Genomic DNA, 16356 nt, shown 5'->3' on the forward strand with positions numbered 1-16356 from the left:
TATGCAATAAATGTGGGTATAAAAACGAGGAAATAAAGAATTTAAATATAAGAGAATGGATTTGTCCTTGTTGTAATGTAACTCACGATAGAGACATAAATGCGAGTATAAATATATTAAAAGAAGGACTAAGACTAATAACAGTTTAAAATAAATAACTTATGTAAGAACCGTAGGAACTACGGGGATAGCCTGTGGAGAATTGGTAAGACATATTTTAGTATGCAAGATTCTATGAAACAGGAACCCTGTGACTTTAGTCATGGGAGGTTCAGAGAGATTTATGTGTTGGATGTGGTATTTGTGAAAAGACATGTCCAGCATCTGTGATTGAGATTATAACAATATTAAAAGAGGAAGAAGGTAAGTGTCATGAATAATAAAAAACATTGGTATGACTATTTATGGATTTTTTCCTCAATATATTTAATATTAGGATTTGTAAATATTATTTTTGCTTGGATTGGATTAATTTGCTTCTTTGTACCACTAATTATTTCTATTATCAAGGGGAATAAGGCCTATTGTAATAAGTATTGTGGAAGAGGGCAACTGTTTAATCTGCTTGGAAATAAATTAAATCTGTCAAGAAATAAAGATATTCCTAGATTTATTAGAAGTAAGTGGTTTAGATATGGGTTTTTGACGTTTTTTATGGTGATGTTTATTAATATGCTTTTCTCAACTTATTTAGTATTTGAAGGGAGTAGAAGTCTTAAAGAGGTAGTGACTTTGCTATGGACTATAAAAATGCCTTGGCAGTGGGCGTATCATGGAACTTTAGTTTCACCTTGGGTGGTACAGTTTGCTTTTGGTTTTTATAGTGTTATGCTTACATCGACTGTACTTGGATTGATTACAATGGTATTGTTTAAGCCTCGTTCATGGTGTGTTTATTGTCCTATGGGGACTATGACTCAGATGATATGTAAGGCAAAGAGTAAATCTGTATAGAAAGAGGTTTTGTGCAGATTTAAATATCAGCAAAAAAGACCTTGAAAATATTGAGGTAGATTTTGAATAATGTTATGAAGATAATAAGTTATATCATTTAGGGAAGATGGTTTAGTCTATGATATTGCAAGTGAAAGAATAAAAAAATGAATAAGAGACTTGGTTGCAAGTAAGTTTGTATGAACTTAGAATTACTTGCAACTAAGCATGTTTATATTTATGTTAAAATGTACAATAATTATTTAAATATATTATTTAGCAATTATTAGAAATTAGGATGGGAAAGTTTCTAATATATACAACTATTAAGTAGATATAACTAATACCATATAGAAATACTTTTTATATTGAAAGTATTTTAAAATCAATTATTAATTCTTTATGACATTCTAAAAAAGAATCTCTTGTACTTATAATGTCAAAGAACGAAGCTTATCCTTATCCAATACTTTTATCCCACCACGAGATAAAGACACAATACCTTCCCTAGCAAAATATTTTAACATTCTAGACACAACTTCTCTGGCACTACCCATGTACTTAGCAATTTGCTCATGAGTCATCTTTATAGTAGTACTGTTATCCTTAGCTATTTCATCAATCAAAAAAGATGCCAAACGCTTATCAAAACTCATAAAAAGAATTTGTTGCATTGCCCACATAACATCAGAAAAACGTTCAGTAGCTAATTTATATGAAAATAATTCTACATGGATATTTTCAGTAGACAACTTTGAAAAAACAGAGGAACTAATCTGTATAATATCACAATCCGTTTCAGCATTTACATATACATCAAAAGTTATTGTTTTCAGAATACATGAAGCTGATAAGATACATACATCACCATTATCAAGGCGGAAGAGTGTAACCTCACGACCTTCATCTGAAAGTATGTAAGTACGTATTGTTCCAGTTTTTATGATTAAAACACCAATACAGTCACTATCGCCACAGTGTATGGGATTTCCTTTTTTATAATGGGAGATATCTGCTGAGGTAATTAGTAGCTCTTTTTGTGGGTCAGTGAGTTTATCCCAAAAAGGCAAACTGTGTGTAAGTATATCAATATCATTTTGTGAAATCATGTAAGCGCTCCTTTCTTAAAATCTTATAATCCCATGATACAAGTGAATTAATAAAATAACAAGTAGTTTATTAGTAGGATTGTTTAAGTGGATATTAATAGTATGATTTGTGTAGAAAAAATATGACAATACCTATATTCTTGCCTATTAATGAGTAAATTATATAAAGGAGAGTATTAATATATTTATAGATTGCAGTTATTATATGAAGTGATAAATACATGAATTTAGGTATATCTAGTAAGCAAAAAGAACTATTTGATAGTGTACTTACTGTATAATTCTTTGAGCTTACGAAAGATATACAATAGTTTTATTTATTGAATAAAAATATATATGAAGAATCTACACGATAACTATTTGATAAAAGGACATATATGAAGAATCTATACAATAGATATTAAAAATAGATTTAACAGTTAATATATAGTTTAAAAGATAGAGTTTGTTTTTAAAAGTTTAAGCTCTTTATGTAGCTTGATTGCCATGAAACCTGCAATTATTGCAGCCACCAAATCAGCTATTGGTTGTGCATATAAAATACCATTTAATCCATAAAATACAGGAAGAATCAAAATTGTAGGAATAAAACACACACCCTGTCTACACATACCTAAAAATCCACCTTCCTTTGCTTTTCCTAGTGCAAGGAATAATGTAGAATACACTGTATAAAAACCAAATAACATAAATGAAAGTCCATTTGCTCTAAGTGACTTACTTCCACATTCAATCAATAGCATATCACCACTTGTAAATTGTGAGATTATAACCTTTGGGAAGATTATCATTACAAGACCAAGCACTACACAAAATACTGTAGTCCATAGTATGGATGTTTTTATTGCACTATGCAATCTATCGTAGTTCTTTGAACCAAAATTATAGCCAGCAATTGGTTGAAATCCTTTTATAAAGCCAAATACTATAAGACTACCTAAAGACATTATTCGTGTCACTGCACCCATACCAGCTATAGCAAAATCACCATATTTTGTGGCCTCCATATTAGTTAATGTGATAGCAAGACTAGTTAATAATTGAAATATCAAGGTAGGGATACCAATCTTCAAAATTTCTGACATGACATCTTTTGAAAAACAACATTCATTAATTCTAAAACTAAACATACTTTTCTTGCTGAAAATATATCGTATATAAACAAGTGTTGAAACTATCTGAGAGATAGCTGTTGCAATAGCGGCACCCCTTACCCCCATACCAAAAGTATAAATGAATATAGGGTCTAAAATCATATTAAGCAATGCACCTGATAACATTGCACACATACTTGTTTTAGCAGCTCCTTCACTTGTGACAATATTAGTCATAGTGACATTGAATACATTGAAAATAGAGGATATTATATAAATACTTGCATAAGATACTGCATAAGGCATGATACTTTTTGTAGCTCCTAATAATTTTAAAACAGGATTTAGAAAAATTATAATAATAATAATGACTAATGCACCTACTATAATGCTACTGTAAATAGATGTACTAGCTACTTTACCTGCCTTTTCATTATCACCATGACCTAAAAGTCTTGCAATGTATGAAGCAGCTCCATTTCCAAACAATAGACCTAATCCAACAACAAGCTGACCTAATGGAAATGCAACAGATATAGCACCCATCTGACTGGTTCCAAGTCCACCTACAAAGTACCCATCTACCAGATTGTACAATGCAGTTATCATCATACCTATCATAGTAGGTAACCCCATAGCTAATAATGCTTTTGGTATTGGAGCAGACCCCAATAATTCAATTTTCTTGTTACTTTCTTTCATGTTAAACACCCCTTTTCTATTGACATTAACTCTAAATTATAATACTATAAATTATAGTAAGTATGAAAAATAGTACTATAATTTATAGTATTTGTCAATAGAAAGAAAATGAGAGGAGAATTTTTATGGCTACAATAGATTTAATTGTATTAGGTATAGTAAAGCAAGAGCCTCAGAGTGCTTATGATATTCAAAAAGCAGTAGAATATAGAAAAATATCACGTTGGGTTAAAATAAGTACACCATCAATTTATAAAAAAGTAATTCAATTAGAAGAAAAGGGATATATTGAAAGTACATCTGTGAAGAAGGGTAAAATGGCAGAGAAATCAGTTTATTCATTAACTAAATTGGGAGAAGAACATTTTTTAGATTTAATGTTTGATACGGCTTCTAAGCCAATAAACATATTTTTAGATTTTAATGCTGTCATAGTAAATTTAAATAGCCTTACACCAGAAAAACAGAAACTATGCCTTAAAAACATTGAAGAAAATGTACAAGAGCTAAAGAAAACTATTGAAGAAAACATAAGTATAAAGACGGATGTACCTGATATAGCAAAAGCAGTGTTGGACCAACAGCTAGTACTAGCTCAGTCACTAGAAACGTGGATAAATTCTTTAAAAGAGAGTATGGACAATAATTAGAGAGTTGGATTTAATTTATTGAATAAAATCTAGCATAAAAGAAAGTATGTAAATTAATTAGAAAAACTGGTTTAATCATAGGACAAAAGCTATTCCAAAGAAATATGGATAATAATTAGAAAATCGGGCTTAATTTATTGAATAAAAATTAGCATAAAAGATAATGAAATATTATTTATATAAAAAGAGTGAGGATTATTTATATTTTATGATGAAGATTTAGTAATATGACACACTGGTGTCTTGTTCTGTGGTATATGATTAATAAATCAAACATAGAAGGAGGAATAGTTATATGCCAGACTTACTAAAAAATAAGTTTAATCACAAGTCACTTTATGAGGTTGCATTGGCTATCCAATCAGTCTATAGCCCATTTCAAGTGGATGAGTTTATAAAATCGACAATAGATGAGACGTGGGATAATTTAGAGTTAAAATCTAGATGTAGAAAAATAAGTATGAATTTAGGAAAGTATTTACCATCAAACTACAAGGATGCTATTTCCATTCTTGAACAATCTGTCAGAAGATTTCCTTTTGCATTTTTCCTTCCAGATTTTGTTGAGGTTTATGGACAGAACGATGCAGATTGGGATTTATCTATAAGTGTGTTAGAACGAAATACTGAGTACTGGTCTTCGGAGTTTGCTGTAAGGATATTTATCATCAAGGATGAAAAGTGTATGATGGAACAGATGTATAAATGGTCTAAACATGAAAATGAACATATTAGAAGACTCGCAAGTGAGGGTTGTCGTCCTCAATTGCCTTGGGCACAAGCAATAACGAGCTTTAAAAAAGACCCTACACCTATTCTACCTATCTTGGAACAGCTCAAGACTGATACATCACTATATGTACGAAAGAGTGTGGCTAATAATCTAAACGATATATCCAAAACACATCCAGATTTAGTTATCAATCTCGCACAGGATTGGTATGGAAAAAATGAATACACTAACTGGATTTTAAAACATGGTTGCAGAACTCTACTAAAAAAGGGGAATCGTGATGTATTAGCCCTTTTTGGGTACGATGATACCACTTCAATAGATGTTCAGGGCTTTGCATTAGACACAACACCTATTTCTATTGGAGAAAATTTAATTTTTTCATTTACTATTTTAGCGAAAAAAGCTACGAAAACAAGACTTGAATATGGGATTGATTATGTGAAATCCAATGGAAAAAGGAACAGGAAGATATTTAAAATATCAGAAGTTTCATTAAAAGAAAATGAGAAGAAGTTGTACAAGAAAAAGCATTCATTTGCAGATGTAAGTGTAAGGAAACATTACCCAGGGATACATTCGATTACACTTATTGTTAATGGTGTCGAACAAGGTAAACTGGATTTTGACCTAGGTGTATAATTTTATTTTAGTAAGACATAGCAGTCATTGCAAAAAATTAGCAGGAAATTATAAGTGTGTGTTTAATAACTTATAAAAAGATAATCTGAAAACTACTATGGTTTTTATATTAAAAAATTATATAAAGGAATCAGGTATAAGAGAATGATTGAGAGTATACCAGCAAAACAAATTTTACAGAAAGTTAAATTTGAAAATACAAGATGGTTTGGAATAGATTATAATATGAATCTCTATCGTGGTTGTCCTCATGGTTGTATATACTGTGATAGCCGTAGCACAATATACAACATAGAAAACTTTGACCAAGTTAGATATAAGGAAAATGTGATAGAAATTTTAAGTAAGGAATTGCGTTCAAAAAGAAAAAAAGGGGTGGTAGGTATTGGTGCCATGTCTGATACATATAATCCTTTTGAAAAGGAGCTTTGTATTACTAAGCGAGCATTGAATTTACTTGCAGAAAATCACTTTGGAGTGTCTATTGATACCAAAAGTAGTTTGGTAGTTAGAGATATACCGATTTTACAGAAAATCAAAACAAATAACTCTGCTATTGTAAAGCTAACTATAACCACTGCAAATGATGAATTATCAAAGAAAATAGAACCCAATGTAAATCCAAGTTCTGAGCGATTTGAAGCAGTAAAAGAACTTAATGATGCTGGAATTTTCTGTGGTATATTATTGACTCCTATGTTACCATTTTTGACTGATAATAAAGATGAAATACGAGCAATTGTAGAAAAAGCACATAAGGCTAATGCAAAATTTATTTATTGTATGTATGGAGTGACAATGCGTAGTGGTCAGAGAGAGTTTTTTTATAAGCATTTAAAAAATATATCTCCAGAACTAGTGCTTAAATATCAAAGGTTATATGGTTTAAACTATTTATGTAGTATTCCTAATAAAGATTATTGTGAGACGTTATTCAAAGAAGAATGTAGACGTTATGGTATTTTGACAGATATGAAAGATATTGTAAAAGCTTACAAGAGGTCGGAATCATATACTCAAATGAAATTTTTCTAAGATGAGTTCTAGGTATGATATTATAGAAGCATATTAAAATAAAATCTACATAAAACGAGGTGAAGAGCTTATGATAGAAATAAAAACCATAGAAGAAAACAAAAAAAGTCAAATTGACCTTTTGTTGTTAGCTGACCCATATGAGGAAATGATTGATAAATATCTTGAAAAAGGTACTATGTATGCTTTGCATGATAATGAAGAGATTACTTGTATAGCAGTTGTAAATGAGGTTTCTAAAGAAATCTGTGAGCTAAAAAATATTGCCACATATGAGTGTTTTCAGAATGAGGGCTATGCATCAAAGATGATAAATCATATTTTAGATGTGTATAGTAAAAAATATTCATCAATAATCGTTGGTACAGCTGAAAGTGGGATACCATTTTATGAGAGATTTGGCTTTGTTTATTCACATAAAATCAAAAACTTTTTTGTAGATAATTATCCAGAGCCAATCTTTGAAGGGGAATTACAGTGTGTTGATATGTTGTATTTATCATATAGCTTTTAGATAAACAGTATTTTTAGATAGTTATAATGGTTTTATGATGTAAGTGTATTGGTTTTAATTTAGTTTAATTTAAGTATGTAGAAGGTTAGAGGCTATTTTGTAGATTTGTATATTAGTCTTGATTAGATAGTAAAAGAAGGCATTGTGATAGATGTGAGTATTTATCATGATACTTTCTTTTTTTGTGGAGATTTAAAGTTGTAGAGTGAAGATTTAAAGTTGTAGATAAGGTAAATAAATTTTCTAAAAAAGTCAAATTGACATTAAAAATATAAATATGTCATTTTAATATAAAACTAAAACAAAGTTAAAATAAAGCTAGAATAAAACAAAGATAAAACTAGAACAAGACTAAAACAAAACAAAGATAAAACTAAAATAAAGCTAGCATTAAAACATATTGGAATTAAAATAATGAATGAATATCATTCATTGACATGCAAAATACCTTGTGCTATACTATGGGCAAGAAGAAGGGGGATTGAATATGAAAGATATAAAATCAAAATCAAAACAGGCATTTAATAATCAAGCAAATACTTATGACCAAGATATAAAAGGACAACATGCTAGAAATCTCTATCCAGTATTAATTGAAGAACTTTCAAAAATTTCATATGACACTATTTTAGATTTAGGGTGTGGAACAGGAGCTGTATTACAAGCTATTTTAAATGAGGACTGTAAAAAAAAGGCATATGGAATTGATATTTCTGAAAACATGTTGAAAGTGGCAAGAGGTAAGTTAAAGGAAAGTGCTACTTTAGTTTTAGGAGATTCTGAGTATCTTCCTTTTGAAAATGATTTTTTTGATGTTGTGTACTGTAATGATTCTTTTCATCATTATCCTAGACCAGATAGAGTATTATCAGAACTAAGTAGAGTACTGAAACCAAAAGGGAATTTAATAATTTGCGATTGTTGGCAACCATTTTTGTTTAGAGATATAATGAATGTCTTTATGAAATACAGTAAAAATGGAGATGTAAAAATGTACTCAGAGAAAGAAATCTGTGGATTGTTATCTGTAGATTTTAATGATATTGTGTGGAAGAATGTAAATAATACTTCATATATTGTAACAGCTAAAAATAAAAAGCATTAATGTAATTAATATAGAGAAGGATAGATATATAGATGAGTATACATATCAGAGAAATAGAAATAGGGATGAGGTAAATAGTAGAGAAATATATATAGATAGATGTAGAGAAGTGGGAGATAGTAGAGATATAATAAATTAAATGAGTAATATTTTTTTAAATAGCAAATGAATGATATTCATTCATAAAAAGAAACTATACATATCTCTTTATTAAAATATATATTCTGCTAAGTAATTTATACATAGATTAATTTAACAAAATTCATAAGGAACATAATTAATTTAAATAATTTACAAATAGTAGATTATAATTGTTTATAAAATGAGCGAAGTATCTCAATTAAAATTGAATAGAAACTTCGCTCTTATATATGATTAATATAATTTATCTTTCCATAAATAATTTGATGTCATCATCAACTTGACCAATACCTGATATACCAAAATTATCAACTAAAATATTTGCAACATTAGGTGATAAAAATCCTGGTAATGTTGGTCCAAGATGGATGTTTTTAACTCCTAAGTAAAGTAGTGCAAGCAATACAATTACTGCTTTTTGTTCATACCAAGCAATATTAAATGCAATTGGAAGTTCATTAACATCTTCAAGTCCAAATATTTCTTTAAGTTTTAAAGCTATTACAACAAGAGAATATGAGTCATTACATTGACCTGCATCAAGTACTCTTGGTATACCACCAATATCTCCAAGATTAAGTTTATTGTAACGATATTTTGCACAACCTGCAGTAAGAATAACTGTATCTTTTGGAAGTTTCTCAGCAAATTCAGTATAATATTCACGAGACTTCATTCTACCATCGCATCCAGCCATAACAAAGAATTTTTTTATTGCACCTGATTTTACTGCATCAACAACTTTATCTGCCAATTCAAATACTTGATTATGTGCGAATCCACCAATAATATTACCAGTTTCAATTTCTACTGGTGGTTTGCATTTTTTTGCCATCTCAATTATTGATGAAAAATCTTTTTTACCATTTTTATCAGCTTTAATATGTGTACAACCAGGATATCCTGTTGCGCCTGATGTAAATATTCTTTCTTTTACTTCTTCACTTCTTGGTGGTACAATACAATTTGTAGTGAACAATATTGGACCATTGAATGTTTCAAATTCTGTAACTTGTTTCCACCAAGCTCCACCATAATTTCCTACAAAATTATCATATTTCTTAAATTTAGGATAATAATGAGCTGGTAACATTTCACTATGAGTATATACATCAACACCTGTGCCTTTTGTTTGCTCTAATAATTGTTCTAGGTCTGTAAGGTCATGTCCTGATATTAATATTGCAGGATTGTTTCTTACTCCAATATCAACAGTTGTTATCTCTGGATTTCCATATCTTGAAGTATTAGCTTCATCTAAAAGAGCCATCGCTTTTACCCCAAATTCACCTGTCTTAAGTGTTAATGCAACAAGAGCATCTGTTGTTAAGGAATCATCAATAGTGCCAGCAAGAGCTTCATATATAAATTCATATATACTAAAATCTTCTCTACCAATATTTAGAGCATGATGAGCATATGCAGCCATTCCCTTAATTCCATAAGTTATCAGCTCTCTAAGAGAACGAATATCTTCATTTTCAGTTGAAAGAATACCCACTTTTGATGCCTGTTCTAACATTGAAACCCTATCATTTATTTCAAAGTTTATTTTATTATCTAATATAATATCAGATACTTGTTTATTTAATTCAGTTCTTAAATCAATCATTTTGTAAATCTGTTTTTCAATTGCATTATCATCAAAATTAGCATTTGTGATAGTAATAAAAAGACTTTTTATTACTTGGTGGTTTATTTCATTTATAGAGTTTACGTCTATTTTTCCTTTAACTACTATTTCAGAGATGTTTTTTGTAACATAAACGAGTAAATCTTGCAATTTTGCAACTTCCTCACTTTTACCACATACACCTCTTATTTCACAACCTGTACCTTTAGCTGTTTCTTGACATTGATAACAAAACATACTCATATATTTTCCTCCTAATTATTTTATAATTGTTTTAAATTTTTTAAAAATAATGCACTATCATTACTACGATACTGGAACCTTTATAACAATTAATTCTAATACATCATCGTGTAAATTTTTCACATCTATTTTTGTATTAATTGGAATTTTTAAAAGAATACCAGCATTATATTGATGAATCTCTTGTTTTCCTAAACCTATAGAAAGTGTTCCTCTTACAACTGTAATATAAGTATTTGCATTAGATAGATATTTTGCCAACTTATCACCTTTATTAAGAACTATTTGAAGGTAACTAAAATCTTCATGAGAAATAACCTTTTTTACAACTCTTTCATTGTTAGGAACAGATAACTTAAATATTTGTTCAACCATAATGAGTGCCTCCTAAAATAAGTTCATAATATCTTGCTAAAATAAGTTAAAAATATCTTATTAAATTTGAAGTTGTAACTATAGTGTTATTATAATATGGATAACTATATTTAGTATGTTGCAATTGCAACAATAGGGAAATTTTCTTAAAAATATCTTTTTAGATTTTGTATGACAATGATTTAGTATAATAAATTATGTTTTTTAATTTACTTATATTTTTTAAAAATATGTATAATCAAATAGTATAAATATATTGAAAAGGAGTTGTATTATATATGAAGTTTTATACTATACAGACTTTAAAATTTTGGAATAATAATAAGAATAATAAATATCTATTAAATAATTATTCTCTTATAGTAGAAGGTTTTGATATTCCATATAGATGGATGTATGCTCAAATGATAAATAGAATACCTAGATTTGATGATAGTATGATATGGGTTTGGTTGAATAGACCTGATTTAAGATGTAGTGGATACTTAGAAAAAGGTACAAAAGGTGTCTTACTTGAAATAGAAATAAGCAGAGATAATGTACTGTTATCGGATTTTGACCTATGGCATTTACCTTTGATGGATATTGCTGTAGAGATTTATGAAGATGAACAGATTGAAAAAGAGATAAGTTGGCAAAGAATATTTGACTTAGAATTATGTTCAAAATTCAATGAAGTGAATATAGAAGACTTGACTCTTCAAGGAGTAACATCCAAAGTTTCTCTATCCAAAGTCAAATTAATAAAAGAATTTGTTGCAAAATGATATTTATATTGATATTTCCATTGAAATTTATTCCAAAAAGTTATATATTTATAACAAGAGGTGTTATAAATACATAACTTTTTTTAAGGGGTGATTTTATATGTCTAAACAACAAATTGGTATTAAATCAACACTTATTTCAGAAACAATAGCAGTTGCCTATTGTCTTGGAGCAACGTTGGTAAACAAGTATTTTTTTAAAGGAAGTAATATTGAGTATATTCCTATAATTATTTGGGTAGTAGCTGTAGTATGTCAATGGATTTATGACCAAAAGAATGATGATTTGGTCGATGAAGCATCTAAATACATACTATCAAGAGTTAATGGGATTGCGATAAAAGTATTGTTTTATTCTATGGTTATAATCTCTGTATGCCTTGCAACACTGGATATAAATGTATCGAATTTAAATTTAGGGATGTTTTTATTAGTCATTCTGTTTATTCAATCTTTGTTGAAGTTATTTTTATTTATATATTTTGATAGAAGGGGGATATACAATTAGGTGTCAGTATCACTAAAGACAAAAATTAAATACTATAGAGAAAAGCACCTTATGACACAAGGAGAACTTGCAAAGTCAGTAGGGGTAAGACGTGAGACCATCGTACATTTAGAAAATGGTCGATATAATCCTTCTTTAAAATTAGCGATGGATATTGCTAAGATATTTAATACAACTGTAGAAGATTTATTTGAATTTGTTGAAGAAGATAGCATTTAAATTTCAGAGTGTACTTATATATTAGAAGAGGGACGGTTTTATAAAGTTGAAAATATGTATTAAGATTCGCATAAAAATAAGTGCATTTTTATCATAAAAAAATTAAGTTAAATAAATATAAAATTAATATCAGATATGCTTCCAAAATTATCTAATCATAGATATAATGTAATTATAAAAATAATGAATATTTTTATAGTAGTAGTTAATTTTCTAATAAGGAGGGTGCAAAATGCCTAGTATGATTATGGAAGTTGTAGGAGTATTATTTATAGCTATTGGATTAATTTTGACATTCATTGAGATAAAAGGAGGTTTTCCTTCTTTTTATGGAGTTGGTCAAAATGCTGTAAGAAAAAATGCTGTAGGTATTATAGCAGCAGGAGTGGCTTTAATTTTCTTCAGAAATGGCATAGAGAGTGTAGATTCTATAGCTACTTTCGGCATGTTTTTAGCTATAGAGCTTGTTGTAATAGTTGCATATTTCTTAATAAGAAGAAAATTTGTTAAAGAAGACAAACATTTAAGAGTTAATTAACTAAATTATCTACTATAAAAATTGGAAGATTAAAAACAAGTAAGGTTTTGTTTTTAGTTATTTAAAATCCAAATTCGATTATTTTTAGAGAAACTATGTTCTGTATAAAGCTGGAATGTAGTTTCTTTTTTATATGTAATATAATTTTTAGAAATAAAAGTCATAATATATTATGTAAGGTAAATACCATTATAAAGTGTATGTTTGAATACAAAATGAAGTACCATGAATTTGAAGAAAGATATAATGAAAATTCTGATATAAGAGCAAGTAGACTAGACAATATTGTTAAGTAACTGGTTGATGTTATGATTCCAATTGTAGAGCAAGGTGTAAGAGAAAATGTATTTCATTGTACAAATGTGACTCTTGATACTAAGTTTTTGGTGTTTGGTATTATTCATACTTTTCATGAAGAGATGCCAAACGAAAATATTAAATATTATATAGTATCTTTCATTGATTTTATGAAAGATGCGTTTATTTGTACATTAAAAATTGAAGATACAGATAAAATTGGTGATGTATGGCTTAATTTATAGGCCATTATATTTTAGTTGTAAGTTATTATTAAGTAGTGTAAATACTGATAAAGTATTTGCTTGGGGGTATATTTAAAAATAAAACAATGACTTTGATATATGGATATGCTACAATACAACCAAATCGGAATTTGGAAGTAGATATTATAATTGTAATGATGATTTGATGACAAAATTAAATATAGTCAAAGTATATTTTTACTAAATTTTACACTTAAATAATCTATTTTAAGCAAGTATGATGTACAAAACTAATAGAGAAAGTTTTTAAAGTCTATTTTATTAATAAAATAAATATTAGGATAAATAAACATATTTTTAGATTTTATAAAGTTAAAATTTTAGAAAATAATTGATATTTATTCTAATGGAGAGGTAAGTATAATATGAAATTACATAAAAAGATACAACTTTTGTTTCTAATGCTTTTATTTACTATAATGTTAACTTCTTGTTCTGGCTCTGCAATGTCATATACATTTGAGGTTGAAACTGGTGATAAGATAAAGGTAAAATTAGACACTTCAGATGGCTATTCATTGACACAGAAAGATGGAAAGTTTACTGTAAAAAAGGATGATGAGGAAGTATTACAAGGGATATTTACCACAAAAGAAGGTTATGAAAAATATCAAAGTATAAAGACCGCTAAAGGAGTAAAAGTTCTTGAAGATAAAGAGAAAGATGAAAATAAGTATTTCTTTTACGAATTTGAAGGTAAAGCTGGTACAGAAAATAACTTTGTTCTTTGGGTTAAGGACTCAAATACAGGTGTAGTGATAGGTAGCTTGTCTGGAGAAGAAGAGGCAAAGTCTGCATTTGAAAGATTGTCAATTACATTATAATGAGAGTTATAATTAAATATTAATCATCAAAATCTAAAATTCTGATTTTTAAAGCAGTTAATCTTATAAGATTAACTGCTTTTTTTAGTTTAATTCAATAGTTAAGAATTATAAGATTAACTGTTTCATTGTATCTAATTTAATCATATATATTTAAAAATAAGAACCATTTTTTATTTGGTTTTTATTTATCTCTTTTTTTATTAATTTAATATCATTTGACATATTAATTCTCCTTATCTTAGACTTTAAAACTATATATACATAGTAGCAGATTTCACCTAGAAATAAAAATATATAATGAACTTAAAAGAATTTGTTAGATATTCAGTATCTTAGAGTTGTAAAAATAGGTCACTTAATTTTGAAACTATTTATACCTCATAACAAAAAATTCTCCATCCCCTAAATACGTTTTTTGTATCTTAGTCTCAACTATTTTAAATCCTTGGGACTCATAACATTTTACAGCTCTCGTATTCCAGGTTTTTACTTCTAATACAACAGGTTTAGTACTATATTTATTTCTACATTCTTCTAAGCCTAAACTAATTATTTCTTTACCAATTCCCATTCCACAATAATCTGGCTTTATACCAATACCAAAGAATACAGAGCTTCCTTTATCTAATAAGTTTATAAAACCTATCAATTCTTTATTGTCATCTATAAAACTTATAAAATTTTTTCTCTTATCTTCTTTTGCTAGTGATAAATTATTCTTTTTAATCTCATTCCATGAAGGCAGATTGTATATTGAATATTCTCCCTCATATTCCCAATTAGTAATTTCTATAGCATGTTCTTCTGTAAATATAACTTTATTTAGTTTCATATATCCTCCTAATTTCAAAGCAAATTTTAATATTTATGCATCGATTTTTCTTCTGTATGCGTACTTAAAGTAGAGTATAATCATAATGTATAAGTTTTTATTATAAAAAATTTTCATTAGAAAATCAAATAAAAGTATTAAAATTAGCAAAGACTTATTTAATAAAATAAAAGTATCTTGGGCGAGTACCAAAATACATATCAATCAAATATAAAACTCATAAATATAAAACTTATGCAGTATAAAATTTAAAATATATTAATGATAATATAAACATATTAAAAATCTAAATTAAAAATAGAGAAATAAAAAATTTAAAATTTTTTATTTTTTATTTATTGCGGAAAGAATAAAAAGATGCTATACTTTTTGTAACATATTATTCCAATTATTAAGACATAATAAGCTTTTATAGTGTAATTTGTCTAATACTATTTTAGAAATTATGTTTTTATTATAATATGGCAAAAGAATAGAAATAAGGTGATAGTAGTGAAAGTAAAATCAAATTTAGATGAAATTTTATATCATAAGATTATTGAAAGTCTTATTCGTGGCGAATACTCTGTAGGTCAAAAAATCTTATTAAATGACCTTTGTGAAAAATTTGAAGTAAGTAGAACACCAGTAGTACAAGCAGTAAAAATGTTAAATAAAGATGGTGTGCTTACTATTATGACAAATGGAAAAGTGTATGTACCAGAGTATGAATACGATATGGTAAAGCAAGTTTGTGAAACAAGAACACTGATTGAAACATATGCCTTAGAAAAAATGATGCAAGAGGAAGAAGAAGTATTTCAACAAAAGCTAGAAGTGATAAAAAGATATTCGGCTAAATGTGAAGAGCTCTATAAACAAGAAAAATCTGTAGAACTTGCATTGACAGATTTAAAATTACACAAGGCTATTGTTGAAGGTGCTAATAATGAGATTTTAAATGATGTATATGTTGGTATACAAGGAAGATTTGTAGTAGTTAATTATCTGATACGACCATTAAAAAATCGTAATTATGAGGGAACAGTGCAAGACCATTTTGAAATATTGAAGTTTATTGAAAGCAGAGATACAAAAAAAGCAGTGGAGAAATTAAGAAGTCATATTCAAGGAACTATTAAACGCTTTTGTGAAGATGAATAATGTACTTAGAGATTTCTATATATTACAGGAAGCCATAAGGCTTCCTAAAA

At 28.0% G+C, this 16356-nt stretch carries 19 protein-coding genes and 1 pseudogene; 15 read left to right on the plus strand and 5 right to left on the minus strand.

Annotated features, from left to right (window positions below):
- The 3 genes and pseudogenes from Q3287_RS01515 to Q3287_RS01525 all read left to right on the plus strand — a co-directional run.
- Positions 1–149 (plus strand): zinc ribbon domain-containing protein (locus Q3287_RS01515; protein WP_407963491.1); only part of this gene is annotated, 149 nt, incomplete at its 5' end.
- A gap of 123 nt (positions 150–272) precedes the next feature.
- Positions 273–380: pseudogene (locus Q3287_RS01520) on the plus strand (4Fe-4S binding protein); the annotation flags it as partial.
- Positions 373–954, plus strand: coding sequence for a 4Fe-4S binding protein (locus tag Q3287_RS01525; RefSeq protein ID WP_054269149.1), 582 nt, complete (start codon positions 373–375; stop codon positions 952–954). The pseudogene Q3287_RS01520 and the gene Q3287_RS01525, both read left to right, overlap by 8 nt.
- Positions 955–1364: 410 nt before the next feature.
- Here the strand turns inward: Q3287_RS01525 and Q3287_RS01530 are convergent, their stop codons facing one another.
- Positions 1365–2042, minus strand: a complete 678-nt coding sequence (locus tag Q3287_RS01530) for a Crp/Fnr family transcriptional regulator (RefSeq protein ID WP_054269150.1) — start codon at positions 2040–2042, stop codon at positions 1365–1367.
- 431 nt (positions 2043–2473) lie between these two features.
- Positions 2474–3838 (minus strand): MATE family efflux transporter, encoded by a 1365-nt coding sequence (locus Q3287_RS01535; RefSeq protein ID WP_407963409.1) that lies wholly within the window; start codon positions 3836–3838, stop codon positions 2474–2476.
- Positions 3839–3963: 125 nt separating this feature from the next.
- Between Q3287_RS01535 and Q3287_RS01540 the strand changes: the two genes are divergently transcribed.
- From Q3287_RS01540 to Q3287_RS01560, 5 genes are all read left to right on the plus strand, one after another.
- Complete coding sequence (locus Q3287_RS01540; RefSeq protein ID WP_054275879.1) at positions 3964–4488, plus strand: PadR family transcriptional regulator; 525 nt, start codon at positions 3964–3966, stop codon at positions 4486–4488.
- A 295-nt stretch (positions 4489–4783) separates the two neighbouring features.
- Entirely contained in the window at positions 4784–5863 is a 1080-nt protein-coding gene (locus Q3287_RS01545) for a DNA alkylation repair protein (protein WP_407963410.1), read from the plus strand.
- A gap of 144 nt (positions 5864–6007) precedes the next feature.
- The gene (locus tag Q3287_RS01550) at positions 6008–6898 is read left to right on the plus strand and encodes a radical SAM protein (RefSeq protein WP_407963411.1); all 891 of its coding nucleotides are present in this window, start codon (positions 6008–6010) and stop codon (positions 6896–6898) included.
- Positions 6899–6968: 70 nt separating this feature from the next.
- On the plus strand, positions 6969–7412 hold the full coding sequence (locus Q3287_RS01555; protein ID WP_407963412.1) for a GNAT family N-acetyltransferase: 444 nt from the start codon (positions 6969–6971) through the stop codon (positions 7410–7412).
- A 487-nt stretch (positions 7413–7899) separates the two neighbouring features.
- Entirely contained in the window at positions 7900–8517 is a 618-nt protein-coding gene (locus tag Q3287_RS01560) for a class I SAM-dependent methyltransferase (RefSeq protein WP_054275882.1), read from the plus strand.
- A 385-nt stretch (positions 8518–8902) separates the two neighbouring features.
- Here the strand turns inward: Q3287_RS01560 and hcp are convergent, their stop codons facing one another.
- A complete protein-coding gene (hcp, locus tag Q3287_RS01565) occupies positions 8903–10534 on the minus strand; it encodes a hydroxylamine reductase (protein ID WP_407814151.1) in 1632 nt (543 codons plus the stop codon).
- 63 nt (positions 10535–10597) lie between these two features.
- The gene (locus Q3287_RS01570) at positions 10598–10909 is read right to left on the minus strand and encodes a cupin domain-containing protein (RefSeq protein ID WP_054269158.1); all 312 of its coding nucleotides are present in this window, start codon (positions 10907–10909) and stop codon (positions 10598–10600) included.
- Positions 10910–11187: 278 nt separating this feature from the next.
- On the opposite strand from Q3287_RS01570, the gene Q3287_RS01575 reads away from it, so the two are divergent.
- From Q3287_RS01575 to Q3287_RS01600, 6 genes are all read left to right on the plus strand, one after another.
- Complete coding sequence (locus Q3287_RS01575; protein ID WP_219673767.1) at positions 11188–11676, plus strand: DUF3841 domain-containing protein; 489 nt, start codon at positions 11188–11190, stop codon at positions 11674–11676.
- A 100-nt stretch (positions 11677–11776) separates the two neighbouring features.
- Entirely contained in the window at positions 11777–12184 is a 408-nt protein-coding gene (locus tag Q3287_RS01580) for a hypothetical protein (RefSeq protein ID WP_219673768.1), read from the plus strand.
- Positions 12185–12403 (plus strand): helix-turn-helix transcriptional regulator, encoded by a 219-nt coding sequence (locus Q3287_RS01585; protein ID WP_074179116.1) that lies wholly within the window; start codon positions 12185–12187, stop codon positions 12401–12403.
- A 232-nt stretch (positions 12404–12635) separates the two neighbouring features.
- The gene (locus Q3287_RS01590; protein WP_167641066.1) at positions 12636–12941 is read left to right on the plus strand and encodes a hypothetical protein; all 306 of its coding nucleotides are present in this window, start codon (positions 12636–12638) and stop codon (positions 12939–12941) included.
- Between the two features lie 308 nt (positions 12942–13249).
- On the plus strand, positions 13250–13483 hold the full coding sequence (locus tag Q3287_RS01595; RefSeq protein ID WP_407963413.1) for a hypothetical protein: 234 nt from the start codon (positions 13250–13252) through the stop codon (positions 13481–13483).
- A gap of 386 nt (positions 13484–13869) precedes the next feature.
- Positions 13870–14328, plus strand: coding sequence for a hypothetical protein (locus Q3287_RS01600; protein WP_054275887.1), 459 nt, complete (start codon positions 13870–13872; stop codon positions 14326–14328).
- 370 nt (positions 14329–14698) lie between these two features.
- On the opposite strand, the gene Q3287_RS01605 is transcribed toward Q3287_RS01600, so the two are convergent.
- Positions 14699–15163 carry a GNAT family N-acetyltransferase gene (locus Q3287_RS01605; protein WP_407963414.1) on the minus strand — a complete coding sequence of 155 codons (465 nt, stop codon included), beginning with the start codon at positions 15161–15163 and terminating at the stop codon, positions 14699–14701.
- A gap of 492 nt (positions 15164–15655) precedes the next feature.
- Here Q3287_RS01605 and Q3287_RS01610 point away from each other — a divergent pair, with 492 nt between their 5' ends.
- Positions 15656–16306 carry a GntR family transcriptional regulator gene (locus tag Q3287_RS01610; RefSeq protein WP_407963415.1) on the plus strand — a complete coding sequence of 217 codons (651 nt, stop codon included), beginning with the start codon at positions 15656–15658 and terminating at the stop codon, positions 16304–16306.
- Positions 16307–16356 lie beyond the last annotated feature (50 nt).

The sequence above is a fragment of the Clostridioides sp. GD02404 genome (assembly GCF_045898275.1).
Lineage (GTDB): Bacteria > Bacillota > Clostridia > Peptostreptococcales > Peptostreptococcaceae > Clostridioides > Clostridioides difficile_A.

Bases quoted from the DNA above. Each gene is read 5' to 3' on its own strand.
- Q3287_RS01525 (WP_054269149.1), top strand. From the start codon at position 373: ATGAATAATAAAAAACATTGGTATGACTATTTATGGATTTTTTCCTCA.
- Q3287_RS01530 (WP_054269150.1), bottom strand. From the start codon at position 2,042: ATGATTTCACAAAATGATATTGATATACTTACACACAGTTTGCCTTTT.
- Q3287_RS01535 (WP_407963409.1), bottom strand. From the start codon at position 3,838: ATGAAAGAAAGTAACAAGAAAATTGAATTATTGGGGTCTGCTCCAATA.
- Q3287_RS01540 (WP_054275879.1), top strand. From the start codon at position 3,964: ATGGCTACAATAGATTTAATTGTATTAGGTATAGTAAAGCAAGAGCCT.
- Q3287_RS01545 (WP_407963410.1), top strand. From the start codon at position 4,784: ATGCCAGACTTACTAAAAAATAAGTTTAATCACAAGTCACTTTATGAG.
- Q3287_RS01550 (WP_407963411.1), top strand. From the start codon at position 6,008: ATGATTGAGAGTATACCAGCAAAACAAATTTTACAGAAAGTTAAATTT.
- Q3287_RS01555 (WP_407963412.1), top strand. From the start codon at position 6,969: ATGATAGAAATAAAAACCATAGAAGAAAACAAAAAAAGTCAAATTGAC.
- Q3287_RS01560 (WP_054275882.1), top strand. From the start codon at position 7,900: ATGAAAGATATAAAATCAAAATCAAAACAGGCATTTAATAATCAAGCA.
- hcp (WP_407814151.1), bottom strand. From the start codon at position 10,534: ATGAGTATGTTTTGTTATCAATGTCAAGAAACAGCTAAAGGTACAGGT.
- Q3287_RS01570 (WP_054269158.1), bottom strand. From the start codon at position 10,909: ATGGTTGAACAAATATTTAAGTTATCTGTTCCTAACAATGAAAGAGTT.
- Q3287_RS01575 (WP_219673767.1), top strand. From the start codon at position 11,188: ATGAAGTTTTATACTATACAGACTTTAAAATTTTGGAATAATAATAAG.
- Q3287_RS01580 (WP_219673768.1), top strand. From the start codon at position 11,777: ATGTCTAAACAACAAATTGGTATTAAATCAACACTTATTTCAGAAACA.
- Q3287_RS01590 (WP_167641066.1), top strand. From the start codon at position 12,636: ATGCCTAGTATGATTATGGAAGTTGTAGGAGTATTATTTATAGCTATT.
- Q3287_RS01595 (WP_407963413.1), top strand. From the start codon at position 13,250: ATGATTCCAATTGTAGAGCAAGGTGTAAGAGAAAATGTATTTCATTGT.
- Q3287_RS01600 (WP_054275887.1), top strand. From the start codon at position 13,870: ATGAAATTACATAAAAAGATACAACTTTTGTTTCTAATGCTTTTATTT.
- Q3287_RS01605 (WP_407963414.1), bottom strand. From the start codon at position 15,163: ATGAAACTAAATAAAGTTATATTTACAGAAGAACATGCTATAGAAATT.